Source organism: Paralcaligenes ginsengisoli (assembly GCF_054781135.1).
On the sequence record NZ_BAAGUZ010000031.1, the window covers coordinates 315,371 to 329,823 of the forward strand.

The 14,453-nt window shown below is 55.1% G+C and carries 11 protein-coding genes; 6 read left to right on the forward strand and 5 right to left on the reverse strand.

The genetic code is table 11. The features are described from left to right. Nucleotides 1-33: 33 nt before the first annotated feature. The 5 genes from ctaD (at nt 34) to ACYVIS_RS15600 (ending at nt 5,534) form a co-directional block, all read left to right on the forward strand. Complete coding sequence (gene ctaD, locus ACYVIS_RS15580) at nt 34-2,025, forward strand: cytochrome c oxidase subunit I (RefSeq protein ID WP_460874351.1); 1,992 nt, start codon at nt 34-36, stop codon at nt 2,023-2,025. Then, nucleotides 2,018-2,617 (forward strand): cytochrome c oxidase subunit 3, encoded by a 600-nt coding sequence (locus tag ACYVIS_RS15585; protein WP_460874352.1) that lies wholly within the window; start codon nt 2,018-2,020, stop codon nt 2,615-2,617. The genes ctaD and ACYVIS_RS15585 overlap by 8 nt, the downstream gene beginning before the upstream one ends. A gap of 22 nt (nt 2,618-2,639) precedes the next feature. Next, the gene (locus ACYVIS_RS15590; RefSeq protein WP_460874353.1) at nt 2,640-3,977 is read left to right on the forward strand and encodes a c-type cytochrome; all 1,338 of its coding nucleotides are present in this window, start codon (nt 2,640-2,642) and stop codon (nt 3,975-3,977) included. A 115-nt stretch (nt 3,978-4,092) separates the two neighbouring features. Continuing rightward, nucleotides 4,093-4,875 carry a PRC-barrel domain-containing protein gene (locus tag ACYVIS_RS15595; RefSeq protein ID WP_460874354.1) on the forward strand — a complete coding sequence of 261 codons (783 nt, stop codon included), beginning with the start codon at nt 4,093-4,095 and terminating at the stop codon, nt 4,873-4,875. Nucleotides 4,876-4,985: 110 nt separating this feature from the next. Beyond that, entirely contained in the window at nt 4,986-5,534 is a 549-nt protein-coding gene (locus ACYVIS_RS15600; RefSeq protein ID WP_460874355.1) for a ferritin-like domain-containing protein, read from the forward strand. A gap of 41 nt (nt 5,535-5,575) precedes the next feature. Here ACYVIS_RS15600 and ACYVIS_RS15605 read toward each other — a convergent pair whose 3' ends face one another. From ACYVIS_RS15605 to ACYVIS_RS15620, 4 genes are all read right to left on the reverse strand, one after another. Further along, nucleotides 5,576-6,883 (reverse strand): c-type cytochrome, encoded by a 1,308-nt coding sequence (locus ACYVIS_RS15605; protein ID WP_460874356.1) that lies wholly within the window; start codon nt 6,881-6,883, stop codon nt 5,576-5,578. 17 nt (nt 6,884-6,900) lie between these two features. Continuing rightward, a complete protein-coding gene (locus tag ACYVIS_RS15610) occupies nt 6,901-8,664 on the reverse strand; it encodes a GMC family oxidoreductase (RefSeq protein WP_460874357.1) in 1,764 nt (587 codons plus the stop codon). Nucleotides 8,665-8,667: 3 nt separating this feature from the next. Beyond that, nucleotides 8,668-9,450 carry a gluconate 2-dehydrogenase subunit 3 family protein gene (locus ACYVIS_RS15615; RefSeq protein WP_460874358.1) on the reverse strand — a complete coding sequence of 261 codons (783 nt, stop codon included), beginning with the start codon at nt 9,448-9,450 and terminating at the stop codon, nt 8,668-8,670. 212 nt (nt 9,451-9,662) lie between these two features. After that, entirely contained in the window at nt 9,663-10,562 is a 900-nt protein-coding gene (locus tag ACYVIS_RS15620; protein WP_460874359.1) for a glycosyltransferase family 2 protein, read from the reverse strand. Between the two features lie 260 nt (nt 10,563-10,822). Between ACYVIS_RS15620 and rpoN the strand changes: the two genes are divergently transcribed. Then, a complete protein-coding gene (gene rpoN / locus ACYVIS_RS15625) occupies nt 10,823-12,310 on the forward strand; it encodes an RNA polymerase factor sigma-54 (protein WP_460874360.1) in 1,488 nt (495 codons plus the stop codon). Between the two features lie 341 nt (nt 12,311-12,651). Here the strand turns inward: rpoN and ACYVIS_RS15630 are convergent, their stop codons facing one another. Further along, complete coding sequence (locus tag ACYVIS_RS15630; protein WP_460874361.1) at nt 12,652-14,091, reverse strand: phospholipase D family protein; 1,440 nt, start codon at nt 14,089-14,091, stop codon at nt 12,652-12,654. Between the last annotated feature and the right edge of the window lie 362 nt (nt 14,092-14,453).

The following is a 14,453-nucleotide window of genomic DNA, read 5'->3' on the forward strand; positions in this document are numbered from 1 at the left end:
GCTGCCAAAACGTTGTTTCGAAGAAGGAAATGCATGATTTATCGCCCACCCGATTCGCCTGACTTGCGCCTGGCTCGCCAGCCGGAAATCAGCCGCATGGCGCCAGGCGGCGAACGTGAGCAATATCTGCGTCGTTTATGGGAAAGCACGCCAGGTTGGCGAGGATGGCTTGCGACCGTTGATCATAAACGCATCGGCTTGCGTTACATCGTGACTGCGTTCCTTTTTCTGATTGCCGGGGGCCTGGAGGCTTTGGTCATGCGCGTTCAGCTCGCGCGGCCGGATTCGCACCTGTTGTCGCCGGCGCAATACGATCAAATTTTCACGATGCACGGCATCACAATGATTTTCCTGTATGCATTGCCGGTGTTGTCGGGTTTTTCGAATTATCTGTGGCCTCTTATCCTCGGCGCACGCGATATGGCGTTTCCTCGGCTGAACGCGCTGTCATATTGGGTTTTTTTATTCGCTGGAGTTTTCCTGTATTCCAGCTTTCCTCTTGGAGAGGCGCCTAACGCGGGCTGGTTCAATTACGTGCCGCTTGCCAACCTCGAATACAGCCCGGGGCCCAATATAGATGTCTACGCCCTTGGCATGATATTGCTGGGTGTCTCGACCACGGTTGGGTCGGTGAACTTTGTCGTCACTTTATTGCGGATGCGCGCGCCGGGCATGTCGATCAACCGACTGCCCATTCTGGTGTGGGGCACCATGACGGCCTCGGTGGCCAACCTGCTGGTAGTGCCTGCCGTCAGCCTGGCATTTTTAATGTTGTGGCTGGACCGGCAAGTAGGCACTCATTTTTTTGATGTCGCCAATGCCGGACGACCGATGCTGTGGCAGCATCTGTTCTGGATGTTCGGGCATCCCTGGGTATATGTCGTGGTGCTGCCGGCCATGGGAATCGTGTCGGATGCCTTGCCTACCTTCTGTCGCCGGCCGCTGGTGGGCTACTCGGCGGTTGCAATCTCCACGGTAGCCACCATGGCGATCGGTTTCCTGGTCTGGATTCACCATATGTTTTCCACCGGCATCGGGCTTGCAACCTTATCATTTGTTGGTGCCACCAGCACCATCATCTCAATTCCCAGCGCCGTGGCAACCTTCGCATGGATTGCAACGATCTGGCTCGGGCGCCCTGTATACCGTGTGCCATTCCTGTTTTTTTCAGGCTTTGTCCTACTGTTTGTCATTGGCGGCCTATCTGGCGTCATGACGGCTGCCGTGCCCTTCGATTTACAACTCACTGGCACCTATTTTATCGTCGCTCACCTGCATTACGTGCTGCTCGGGATCAACGTTTTTCCGGTGTTGGGGGGCATCTATTACTGGTTTCCGAAAGTCACGGGGAAAATGACTCACGAGGCGCTTGGAAAAATCTCGTTCTGGATCAGTTTCGTGGGCTTTAACGTCGCCTTTTTCCCCATGCATATCTCGGGGCTTCTGGGCATGCCGCGTCGCATGTATACCTATCCAGCCGGCATGGGATGGGACACGAGCAATATGATCACATCAATAGGGTCGTTCGTGTTCGCTCTGGGCATACTCATTTTTATGGTGGATATTGCGCTGAGTCTGCGCAACGGCAAAGCCGCCGGCATCAATCCATGGGATGCAGCATCGCTCGAATGGTCCATCCCTTCCCCTCCGCCACCCTACAATTTCGCGGTTGTTCCGACCGTGGCAAGCCGGTATCCGCTGTGGGAAGACCGGATCGGACTGGGGGCTCATTCCTCGCTCGATACTGGCTTTCTGCTCGATCACGGCCGTGAGGCCCTGGGTACGAGTTCGATCAGAGCCGATCCCAGCGTCATCTTGAAAATGCCATCGGACTCTTATGCGCCCTTTCTGCTCGGCCTGTCCAGCGCATTGCTGTTTGTCGCCATGCTGTGGCGTGCATGGATATTCACGGGCTTGATGGCAGCCGCGTGCGCGGTGTCGATTTTGATATGGCTATGGCCCGAGCGCTTGTTGATTCAGCGCGAACCGCAGCCAGTGCGAGACGCGGGAGAGTACGATGAGTGAGCTTATGGACCGCGGTCGTATCTTACCAGTAGGCAGCGCGGGCGAATTGTCCGGCGGCTGGTGGGGAATGGGCGCAATGATAGTCACCGAAGCATCGTTATTCGCATATTTGATTTTTTCATATCTGTACCTTGCCTCGCAGACCCTGCAGCACTGGCCGCCTGAAGGGCTGCCTCGAATTGGCATCGGGGCGCTTAATACAGGCATTCTGCTGTTGAGCAGTGTCTTTGTGTGGCTGTGCGAGCGTCTGGTGCGCAGGCGCAGGATCAAATGGGCCGTTGCTTCCATGGCGACGGCCATTACACTTGGCATCCTATTCGTTGGCATCCAGCTCATGGAATGGCGCCACCACCCCTATGGCATTACGACACACCTATATGGATCGCTATATTTCACCATTACCGGCTTTCATGTCATTCATGTGCTGGTCGGATTAATCGTGCTGGCGTTCCTGCTTATCTGGACCTCATTGGGCTATTTCGACGACAAGCGCTGCGCCGCTCTGCGCATAGGAGGCTTGTATTGGCATTTCGTCGATATTGTGTGGCTTTTTATTTTCACCACGCTGTATATCACGCCTTTTTTATTCTAGGCCAGGACGGGAACGAACCATAATGGACCAGACCCCATCGCGCGCCCTGCTTGCCTCGCTTGCCTGGGCTCTCACAGCGAGCCAGTTATGCCTGGCTTCTCCCGTCGTTGCGCAAGAGCTCCATAGCGCGAACATAAAAGAGACCGCCCCGGATGCCACCCTGATGGCTCGCGGCGCCTATCTTGCGAAGGTCGGCGACTGCGCGGGCTGCCACACGGCGGCGACATCGAGCGCACCCTTCGCCGGCGGCCTGGCGCTGGGTTCACCGTTCGGCACCATCTATTCGACCAATATTACGCCGGACAAACAAACCGGCATTGGCCGTTACAGCTATGCCGACTTTGAACGCGCCTTGCGCGATGGTGTGAGGCGCGATGGCAAGCGCCTATACCCCGCCATGCCTTATCCTTCGTTTACCAAGATCAGCGAACCGGACATGCGGGCCCTATATGCCTACTTTATGCACGGCGTGCAGCCGGTCGACAATCGGCCTCCCGAGACGGACCTGCCTTTTCCTTTCAACCAACGCTGGGGCCTGGCCTTCTGGGACATGGCGTTTGTGTCCCATGAACGCTTTACGCCTACGGCCGACCATGATGTCCTGTGGAATCGAGGGGCCTATATCGTGCAATCGCTTGGGCACTGTGGTGCATGCCATACGCCTCGTGGGCCCGGCATGGAAGAGCGTGGCTACGACGAGTCTTCAAAGCACTATCTGGCGGGCGCCGTCAACGACAACTGGTACGCATCGAGCCTGGACGGCGATATGGGTTCCGGCCTGGGACGATTGTCGGAACAGGACATTGTTTCATTCCTGAAAACCGGGCACGGGGTCAATACGCATGTTGTCACTTTTGGCAGCATGGTGCGGGTGGTGGAAATAAGCACCCAATATTACAAAGACAATGATTTGAAGGCAGTGGCTCATTACTTGAAGAGCCTGCCCGCAAGTGAAAAAACAGGAGCATACAAGCCAGAGTCCCTTGCAGCGCAACAAGCCGTAGCCTCATTGAAAACCGGCGCTATCGAGCGTCCTGGCGCGGGTCTGTATATGTCATTTTGCATGAAGTGCCATCAAGCGGATGGGCACGGGAAGGCGCAGAAGTTTCCTGCGTTGGCCGGCAACCCCGCCGTACTGGCGGCTGACACGACCTCGCTTATACGGCTTTTGCTTGAGGGTGGCGCCAGCCCGCAAACGCTCGGTGGGCCCGAACATCGTAAAATGCCCGCGTTCTCGGGTAAATTCACCGATACCGAAATTGCGCGCGTCTTGACCTTCGTGCGCACCACCTGGGGCAACGACGCGGCGGCCGTGACCACACGCGACGTCTCGACATTGCGCACCAAGCTTCACAAGTAAGCGCCCGTTATCGGCATCACCCCGCATTATGTGATAGTAAAAGGCTACGGATCTCCAGCTCAGGCACGGCAATTGCTGCTTGCATAACGACATTCATAAACCCAGGAGCAGTCCTATGTTACGCACAGTAGCCAGTTTGAATGGCCATGCCATTCGCGCGACCGATGACGAGTTAGGTCATGCCAAGGAAATATATTTCGACGACGAACGATGGGGCGTGCGCTACCTGATCGTAGAGACCGGTTCGTGGCTGGCGAAGCGCCCAGTGCTGCTATCCCCCTATTCAATCACGGAGATCGACGATGCGTCAGAAACCATACAGGTTTCATTGACGCGCGAGCAGGTAAAAAATGCGCCTGACGTCGATACCCAAAAGCCTGTATCGCGTCACTCGGAAAGCGAATATTCCCGCTATTACGGATACGGGCAGTACTGGTCGGGACCTTATATGTGGGGAATTGGTGCCTATCCGATGCCCGTATCCACAGTGGCGGGAGGCCTTTCTCCAGCAGCGGAGCAACGTGACGAAGCACTGGATCACGCCTCTTCAGACACGTCTGAAGATGTTCATCTGCACAGCAGCGATGAGGTGTCCGGCTATGATATTCACGGCACCGATGAAGCTATCGGCCATGTGAAAGGCTTTATCTTCGACGATAAGGAATGGGCTATACGCTATTTGGTGGTGGACACACATAACTGGTGGCCAGGCGGAAAAAAAGTTCTTATCGCGACCCAGTGGATTGAAAGCATAGACTGGATGGATTCCACCGTACAGACCAAACTGACACGCGAGCAGATCAAAAACAGCCCTGAATACAATGAAGACATGGCTCTGGAAAGAGACTACGAGACCGAGCTGCATCAGTTTTACGGCAAAAAGGGATATTGGGACTAATCGGATCCCCATCTCTTGACTTGCCGCCGCAAGGGCAAGCACCAAGAGCATATCGGCAATGACTCTCTTTGAGATCTTGCCTCCAGCAACGTTTTTGAACAGGAGATGCCATGAAATCAGACAAAGCCAAGCCTAAAGAAACCTATCGCTCGCCGCTGGACACCTCCGCGATTCGGGAAGCGGCAAAAAATATGGATGATGGAGCCGTTACGGCTGGTTATCAGGGCAATCGCGAGGAAATCTTGGCTCTCCTTAACAGCGCCCTGGCCACCGAACTCGTCTGTGTACTGCGATACAAGCGCCACTATTACACTGCAGCAGGTTTGATGAATACGCCGATCAAGGAGGAATTCCTGGAACATGCGCAAGACGAGCAAGGCCATGCCGATCAGATTGCCGAGCGCATCGTTCAGTTGAACGGCCAGCCCGATTTGAATCCGGCCACCTTGGACGAGCGCAGCCATGCTGAATATGATAGCTCGAGCGATATTAAAGCCATGATCCGGGCCAATCTTATTGCTGAGCGTGTTGCTGTTGAATCGTATCGCCAGATGATTGAAAAAATAGGTGATACCGATCCCACGACCAGACTCATGCTGGTAGGGATCCTGGCCAAAGAAGAGGAACATGCCGACGAAATGCGCGACCTGCTTGATTAGTTAAAAGCGGCCGGCTTAAAGCCGGCCGTGGTTCGCGGTTTTCAGTAGGGGCTATTCAATGCGCCCTGCTCCGGCGCGCCGGCTTTATGAACGTCTTTACGCACTTTGGCTACCGCGTCCGGACTTACCGCCGTGCCTCGATTTCCCCAGGCGTTGCGAATGTATGTTGTCAGATCCGCAACCTCCGAGTCGCTAAGCTTCCATCCGAAGGCCGGCATCGCAAGCCCCGTGGGCCGCGTTTTGGGATCGGCCATTTTTGAGCCGGAAAGTATCACTTGAATAATCGTATCGGCCTTGGCCGCCTGAATTGATGGGCTGCCTTTAAGCACAGGGAATGCGTGTGGCTGTCCGGTTCCTCCGGCCATATGGCATCCTATGCAGTTATCGGTATAAAGTGCCCGTCCGTGATCCAAAGACGAAAGTTCCACCTTGCTTTTGTCCGGCGTGGTTTTAACGCTCGAATCGGCGCCTTTCCGAGCGGCATCACCGGGCAAGTCCTTCAGATATGCCGCCATGGCCTTCAAGTCCGCGTCGGTGAGATATTGGGTCGAATTCATGATGACTTCCGTCATGGGACCGGCCGAGGCCGCGTGGCGATTGGCACCTGTTTTCAGATAATCGACGATATCCTGGGTACTCCAGGAGCCGATTCCATCACGCATATCGCCAGACAAGCTGGGCGCAAACCACGACTGCCCCGCATCGCCGCCCAATAGGTTTTTATTCTCCTTGGTCGCCCCAAACATATTTTTCGGTGTGTGGCAGGCGGCGCAATGGGCGCCGCCCTCAACCAGATAAGCGCCGCGATTCCAAATGTCGGATTTGCCGGCAACGGGTTTATATTCTCCAGCGTGGAAAAACAGCATTTGCCAGCCCGCGGCGGCCGATTGCGTGCTTAACGGCCACGGCAGTTGCGACGGCTTGTTGGCCTGAGCCACCGGCGTCAGTGTATCGAGATAGGCCTTAATGGCGTCGACGTCGGCACGGGTCATTTTGGTATACCAGGGATACGGGAAAGCGGGATAAAGATGATGCCCGTCTCGGCCTATTCCAAAATGCATCGCCTTGTAGAAATCGTCGTTAGACCATTTGCCTATGCCGGTTTCAAGATCCGGCGTGATATTTTTGGAAAAAATGGTTCCAAACGGAGTCGGCACCGGACTCCCTCCGGCAAATGGCTTTCCATTTTTGGCCGTATGACAGGCCATGCAGTCACCTATTTTGCTTAGGTAGCGCCCGCGCTGTATCTGGGTGAAACCGGTTCCCTGAGCCCAGGCGCCCTGGGTGGTCAGAAAGACCAGCCCCAGCATGCCCGTCAACTCCAATGCTGCATGACGTGCCCGAAACATACCCGTCTCCTTTATGCTTATGCCTGAACCAAAGGCCCAGGGTCTTTCAAGTAGCGGGTGCGGATGGCGTGCGCTGCCCAATAGGTCAGTGCGCCGACCGTGCCTGTGGGGTTGTAGCCCGCGTTTTGCGGAAACACGCTAGCCCCCATTACGAATACATTGGGTACATCCCAACATTGCAGATAGCGATTCACCACACTGGTGCGGGGATCATCGCCCATCGCGGCGCCGCCGGTATTGTGCGTGGTTTGGTAGGGCAAAATGGAATAATGACCGTCACGCTGCATAATCTTGATCGAGCGCGGTTTCATTGCCTTGGCAATCAGCGTCGCCTTGTCGGTAAGGAAATGAGACATATCGTGCTCATTGCGATGAAAGTCGAACGTCAGGCGCAGCATGGGATTGCCGTAAATGTCGCGGTAAGTCGGATCCAGGTCCAGGTACGAGTCCCGATAACTCATGACGCTGCCATGAGTCGCGACCGATGCGCTTTTAAGATAATTTTCCGCCAGACCTTTCTTCCACCCTGCACCCCAGGTGGGTGTCCCCTCTGGAACGCGGTGTTGCAGGATAGGGCGGCCGCCCGTGGTCCATAAAGCGAGATAGCCGCCGCCTATGAATCCGTGCGGACCATGATCGAAATTGTCACCGTTGAACTCGTCCACGCACTGGCCCAATGCGCCCGCGCCCATAAAAGGGTTCATGATGTCATCAAGAAACACATCGACCGAAGAGGTAATTTGGTAGGCGTAATTGCGGCCTGTCACGCCTGTACCGGTTTTGGGGTTGTAGGGCTTGCCTATTCCCGAGAGAAGCAGCAAATGTACATTGTGCTGAGCAAAGGCACATAAAATAACGAGATCGGCAGGCTGTGAAAACTCGCGCCCTTCCAGATCGACATAAGTTACTCCTGTGGCCCGCTTGCCCGATGGGTCCATATTGACGCGGGTGACATCGCAACCGGTCCGATACGAAAAATTTTCCTTTTTCAGCAGTACCGGCAAAATCGTGGTCTGGGGCGATGCCTTGGAATAATTGCCGCAGCCAAACCATTCACAATAACCGCAATAAGTGCACTGTCCCATTTGCACACCCAGAGGGTTCAAATAAGGCTGGGATGTATTTGCCGCTGGCCCCGGAAATGGGTTCAGTCCGACTTCCCTGGCCGCCTTGTCAAATAATACGGTACCCAGGCTGCGTTTAAGCGGCGGCAGTGGATAAGCGCGCGAGCGCGCGCCCTCGAACGGATTTCCGCCGATCTGGATTTTTCCGTTTATATTGCCGGCCTGCCCCGATATGCCGCACAGATACTCGAACTTGTCGTAGTAAGGCTCCAACTCTTCGTATGTCAGGCCCCAGTCCTGGATTGTCATGTCCTCGGGAATGAATTTCTTGCCATAGCGCTCCTCGATATGACTACGCTGCTTGAAGTCCGTAGGTAGAAAACGCCATGTCTGCCCATTCCAGTGAACTCCCGCCCCTCCCACGCCGGCTCCGGGACGAAACGAACCCAGATGGCGCATTGGCAAGGCAGTTTGATCCGACGAATTTCTGAAGGTCAGGGTTTCGCGCGCAAGGTTTTCAAACATGTCATTGCGCACCGCATAACGCAACTCGTCCTGGATTAGCGTGGTCGCCAGATCCGGCACCGTGTTGCGATCGCGGCCACGTTCCAACGCCAGCACTTGGAGACCTGCGTCGGTGAGTTCTTGCGCCATAATGGAGGCCGTCCAGCCAAAGCCCACTAACACCACGTCAACAGATGGAAGTCGAGTTGCCATTGCTTATCCTTTCAAAACCTGTTTTCCGTCGCGGCCCAGCAAGCCGACAGGCGCTTGTGCGTATGGTTTGCCATAGAGGCTGATTTCGTCGACATAGTTGTAGCGCGGACCCGGGAATCCGATCAGCGCCCAGCCCGTAAAGTTTCGATTTCCACCATACATGGGGTCGGCCAAAAAGCCTTCTTGTGTGTTTTGCCACAGCAGCGTGAAAAAAGCTTTGGCTGGCACATCTTTCAATTTGATCTTTCCATGCTCGAGCCCATGCAATACCTGGTCCTGTTGCGATGGCGACAATTCGGCGAATTGTTTTTGAAAAACCTGACGACAATAAGCGTCGACGTTGTCAATGGCAACGCGATACAGGGCGGCCGGCGTATAAGCCAATTGATATCCCTGCTCGGGCGTGCCCTTCTCCCAAGGCCCTTGCATATACCAGGTTTGGGCATGCCCATACGGACCGGCCAACTGACGATCGATAAAAAAGGTCACCGCGGCAGTGGGAGCTCCGGTACCGCTATCTTCGTCTGGAATCAGCCTGGCCGTTGCCGCATCGACAAATCGGCGCTCGTGGTCATTGAGGAAGCTTCGGAAATAAGGAGGCCTGGATTTTTCATTGCCGGCACAGCCAAACAGCAAGCCGCCTACAGGCAGAAACAAGGCGCCTGCAAGCAGGCGCCGTCGAAGCGCTGAAACAAGGTGGTCAATTTCGGCTTGAGACGTGTCGACCGAATAACTGTTGTTGCCCGCACGAGACAATATTTTTCCGAACCCCAACGGAGTGTTCACGTATCCACCTCTTTAAATGAGCGGCAGGACGCCATGCCGCCGCAACATGCTGTCGACTCGACAGCAAATTCTGTGCCTATCCCGATTCAGGCGTGCTATATAAACAACCGTGCATTATTTACAAACCACTGTATTCTTTACAAAACACTTTTCCAGCAGGAGAGATGCGTCAGTACTGGAGGAAGCCGGAGCGCTACGCTTTTAGCGTGAAATCAGCGCGCCGACCCCATGAACGGGGGCATCGATGCATGGTCAAGCAAATCCCTCATTGCTTCTATAGCGGGCGAAATAACCCTGCGCAGTCGCAACGCACGGGGTAGGCCCCATAACACTTGCAGCACCAGCCACCCAAACATATCGGTTTGACGAGCCTGCGCAAGTTGAAAATATGTTTCACGCCAGGCTGCGCGTAAGGGGCGTCTCATCCATGCCACCCAGATCGCATTGCGGATAAGGCGGTGTTGCACTTGCCGGGAATCCAGCCCGGAAGCCGGGAAATGCCGAATAACCACATCGTCCGCATAAACCATGCGCCAGCCGCGTTCAGCCAAGTCCAGGGCCATCAAGACCTCTTCTCCTCCCAGGAAGAACGGCGGCCAGTAGCCTCCTACGTCATAAAAGGCCCGCGTGCGCATAACGCAGGCACCCGCCATAAAACCCAGTAGTTGCGGGCCGGGCAAATGCTCTCTGGCTAAAGGACTATGCCCCATGGAAACGCAAAGAGGATCCGTCTCGCGCTGAACGCCCACCTTCACGCAAGCACTCAGTACTGCCACATCGGGCGCTGCGTCGAGCAGATGGGCTGCCCGATTCAAGGCGCCCGGCTCCCAGTGCGTATCATCATCGCAAAAAGCAACGTAAGGGGTATGGACGTAGGCCACGCCGATATTTCGCGCCGCCGCACCCAGATTATGTCCAGCGCAGATCAACAACACTTCGGGAAAGCGCGCGGTAACTGCAGCCGCTGTGCCGTCGTTCGAACCGTTGTCAACAACAATGATCGGCCAGCGTTCAGGCAACTTGCAAATCAGCCCAAGAGTGTCCAGCAATTGAGCACAGTGATTACTTGTCAGCACCAAAATCGTGATACGCGCCTCTACGGAATTTTCCATGGCTTTTTCCCGATAAACCTATTCCAAGGTAAATAGCATAGAGTGTGCCCAGCGCACCAGCCTTGTTCCAACTGTCGATGGGCCGGTACTTCTTACACCAAATCGGTAATTTATAGTTTCGGGCGTCACACACACTCGATGTGGTGATGTGATATTGGCATGCGGCGGACAGGGCTCCCATCTCGTTTCCATACTTGGCACAGTTATTGCTTGAATCATGGTATAGGCCCTGGAGCCCATGTTTCCAAACGAGGTGCAAATTGGTACAGCTCACTTATGATATACAGGCGGAACAGCAAACCAGCCTCACTCCGCGCCTGCAACAGTCAGTCAAGCTGCTGCAAATGTCTACGCTGGATTTCAATCGGCAAGTTGCCGAGGCAATTGCCAACAACCCCTTTTTGGAAGATCCTGCGGAAGGTGCGCACGCCATCGGTTTGCGCACGGCTGATTTGGCCATGGATGTCACCACGGAAGCATCGGAAGCGCACAATCAAGAACCCGCAAGTTCAGGGCCGGCCGCCGCTCCTGAACCGGATGCGGACGGCCCTGGCGTTGAACACCTCGAATACAACGTAGCCGATTCGGCATCCGGCTATTCGGGCGACTATCCAGGCACACACAGTCACGCAGACAATGATGTGGGCTTATGGGCGCAGAGCCCAACCAACCTTCAGGACTCGTTGCGCGCCGGCCTGTGTGGCTATGAACTGAGCGCACGAGAACGATGTCTGATCGAATTTATTATTGATGCGCTTGATCCGGACGGCTATTTGCGAACTTCGTTTTCCGATCTGGCCGGCGCCAAACAGTTCAGCCCACCGGTCAGCGATAGCGAATGGATCACCGCTTTGAAGCTGGTACAGCAGTTGGACACGCCAGGCCTGGGCGCGCGCGATCTGTCTGAATGCCTGAGCTTGCAGCTGAACGCCCTGCACGATGATACCGCAGGCCGCGGACTGGCCCTGCGCATTGCCGCCGATGCGCTCGAACAACTGGGGCGTTGCGATTACAGCGGGCTGGCCAGGCTTATGGCCTGCACAGAACAACAGGCCATGCAGGCGTGTACGTTGATCCGCAGCCTCAACCCTCGCCCCGCCGCCTGTTTTACTCCCGTCGAACCCTCATGTTATGTCATTGCGGATGCCATTGTGCGCAAGGTGGGGAAATTATGGATGACGACGACAAATCAGGATACGGCGCCGCAAGTGCGCCTGAACAACACCTATGCCAAATTATTTCGCGAATCCCACGGTGGCGACCGTTCTCCGATGGCCAACGCCTTGCAGGAAGCGCGCTGGCTGGTGCGCAGCCTGGAGCAGCGCAATGCCACCATACAGCGCGTGGCGCAAGCCATCGTAGCTAGGCAACAGACGTTTTTCGACTATGGTGCAGTGGCGCTACGCCCCATGATGCTAAGCGAAATCGCCGATGAGCTCGGCTTGCACGAATCCACCATATCGCGTGCAACTAGCCATAAATACCTGGCATCTCCAACGGGAATCTTCGAATTCAAGCATTTTTTTTCGCGCAAACTGGCAACTCGATCGGGAGGGTCATGCTCGGCTATGGCCGTGCGCGCGCTGATTCAGGAAATGATCGAGGAAGAAAATCCTAAAGAGCCGCTGTCTGATGTAGTGCTCGCTCGCAAATTGGCTCACGAGGGAGTCGTCGTCGCGCGTAGAACGGTATCGAAGTATCGCGCCCAGATCAAGCGTCCGGCGGCAGAGCTGCGGCGATCTGCGTGATAGTCTCCAGTCCAGAGTGTCCGGCCTTAGTCCATCCTGGCTGGAATCCTGGTGGGCTTGCTCCGCTTTGGCCGCGCTGCCGCCTGGTATTGAGTGTTGGAGTTTTCTATAAAGTCTTTAGCTGCGCCTGGTGGCTCCAACAGTACCTGGCGCGACTCCCAGGCGAGCATTTTTTGTTGCAATTGGTGCCTTATCATCGATAGCCTCATAGGATGATTGATGGTTGAAAGCCGAACCTTGCCGCGCTGCAAAATCGGTACACGCAACATCAAGTTCAGACAGCAGGCTCAGCGTAGTCGAATTGCAAAGCCTTTTCTGTACGCTGTCATACATAGAAAAGATTACAGCAACCAGTCAATTGGCAGCTCCGACAATACGGACACGCCGAACCGCAGCCAGAATCCTGTGCCTGGATCGGTATCGTACACAATCACCTTACCGTCTTTATGTTCCAGCCATCGCAGTTCACCAGCCGGATTCAGGCGGATTTCGTAGGTTCGGCTCAGAACATTGCCGCCGATCGCTTGAGGAATTGCCCGTGCCATTTGGGGGCTATCGATTACAAAACCCATTTCGGTGTTGAGGCGTGCGGAGCGAGGATCGAAGTTGAACGATCCTATGAATATACGCGAATGATCGATCGAAATCGTCTTGGCATGCAGGCTGGAGCCCGAGCTCCCAGTCAGGTTTCGTTTCCTGGAACTCCTTCCCGGCTCCAGGCGCTTCATTTCGAACAAGGCAATGCCTGCGCGCAGTAGCGGTTTTCGCCGCTTCGCGTAGCCCGCATGGACTATGGCCACGTCGGTGGCTTCCAGCGAATTGGTAAGAATGGTGATTTTTACGCCACTCTTTGCCAGGGCGGCAAGGTAGCGAACCCCTGTCGAGGTCGGCACAAAGTACGGCGACACAATCTGCAACTCGTGTTCGGGAGATCCAAAAATACGCTCGAGCCTCTTCGGCAGCAATTCATTATCTGTTGCGAGACCCAGCCCTTTGGCCGGGTCGTCACTAATCATATGAGTGGTAGCCCACACAAAGGGCAGATGGCCCTCGCGCAACTGTTTCTGAAACGGCAGCGCGGCGAGCGTCTGTTCGTAGGCATGCCCGACCGGCTCTTGTTGGGCTGCAGTGGCGGCGGCCGACAGATCTGAAATAGAAGTTGGATCCACCTTGGGTAATATACGGTCGGCGGGATAGGATGAGCCGCTCGCCCAATAGCGATCAAAATCCTTCGAGACCGCCTGCACCACCGGGCCAACCGCCAGCACATCCAGATCAACAAACAAGAAATCCTGGCCCGCGCCAAAGTACTCGTCGCCTATATTGCGCCCGCCCACGATAGTGACTTGATTGTCGCTGGTAAACGATTTGTTGTGCATGCGGCGGTTCAACCTGGGGAAATCAGCCAGATAGTCCAGAACCCGCCAACTGCGATGCATAAAAGGATTGAACAGGCGCACCTCGATGTTGGGCTGCGCGTCCAGGGCCCTGAGGATGCCGTCAATGTCGCGGTTATTGTCATCAAGCAGCAGCCGAACCCTGACGCCTCTCCGGGCTGCGCGACTCAGTGCTTCAAACAGCAAGGTTCCCGCTATATCGTTATGCCAGATGTAGTATTGGACATCAAGAGAACGCTGCGCCACATTCGCCAGGAAAATTCGAGTGACCAACGCTTGGGGGCCGTTTGCCAAGGGTATCACTCCGGATTTTCCAGGATGCGCCAGCACAAGCGGCTCAAGCAAAGTGCCCAGGGACGTATCGGCTGTATTCTGAACGGCCACAGACTGGCTCCGCCCTTTTAGAGAAGGCAATTGCGCGCAGCCAGACAGCAGCAGGACTACGGTCATTGGTGCGCAAAGAGTACGTAGACCAGGCCATTTCATGGGCCTTCTCCATTTAGCCACACTGGATAGTATTTTATTGGATCCAGGACGGGTTGGAGCTCAGCGCCAAACTGCCCGACAAGCCAAAGAGGCCTGCGTCTGTCACAGGGCCTGGAATTATAAAAATTGTTTCGCCGCGACAGTTTTTCGTAAAAATTCATTATAATAATAACCATTATCATTTGTATTTAATAAAAAGTGCTTGAACCACACAGCACGACCTGAAGTTACCCGAAGAAGACTTCCCTCATGAATCGCTA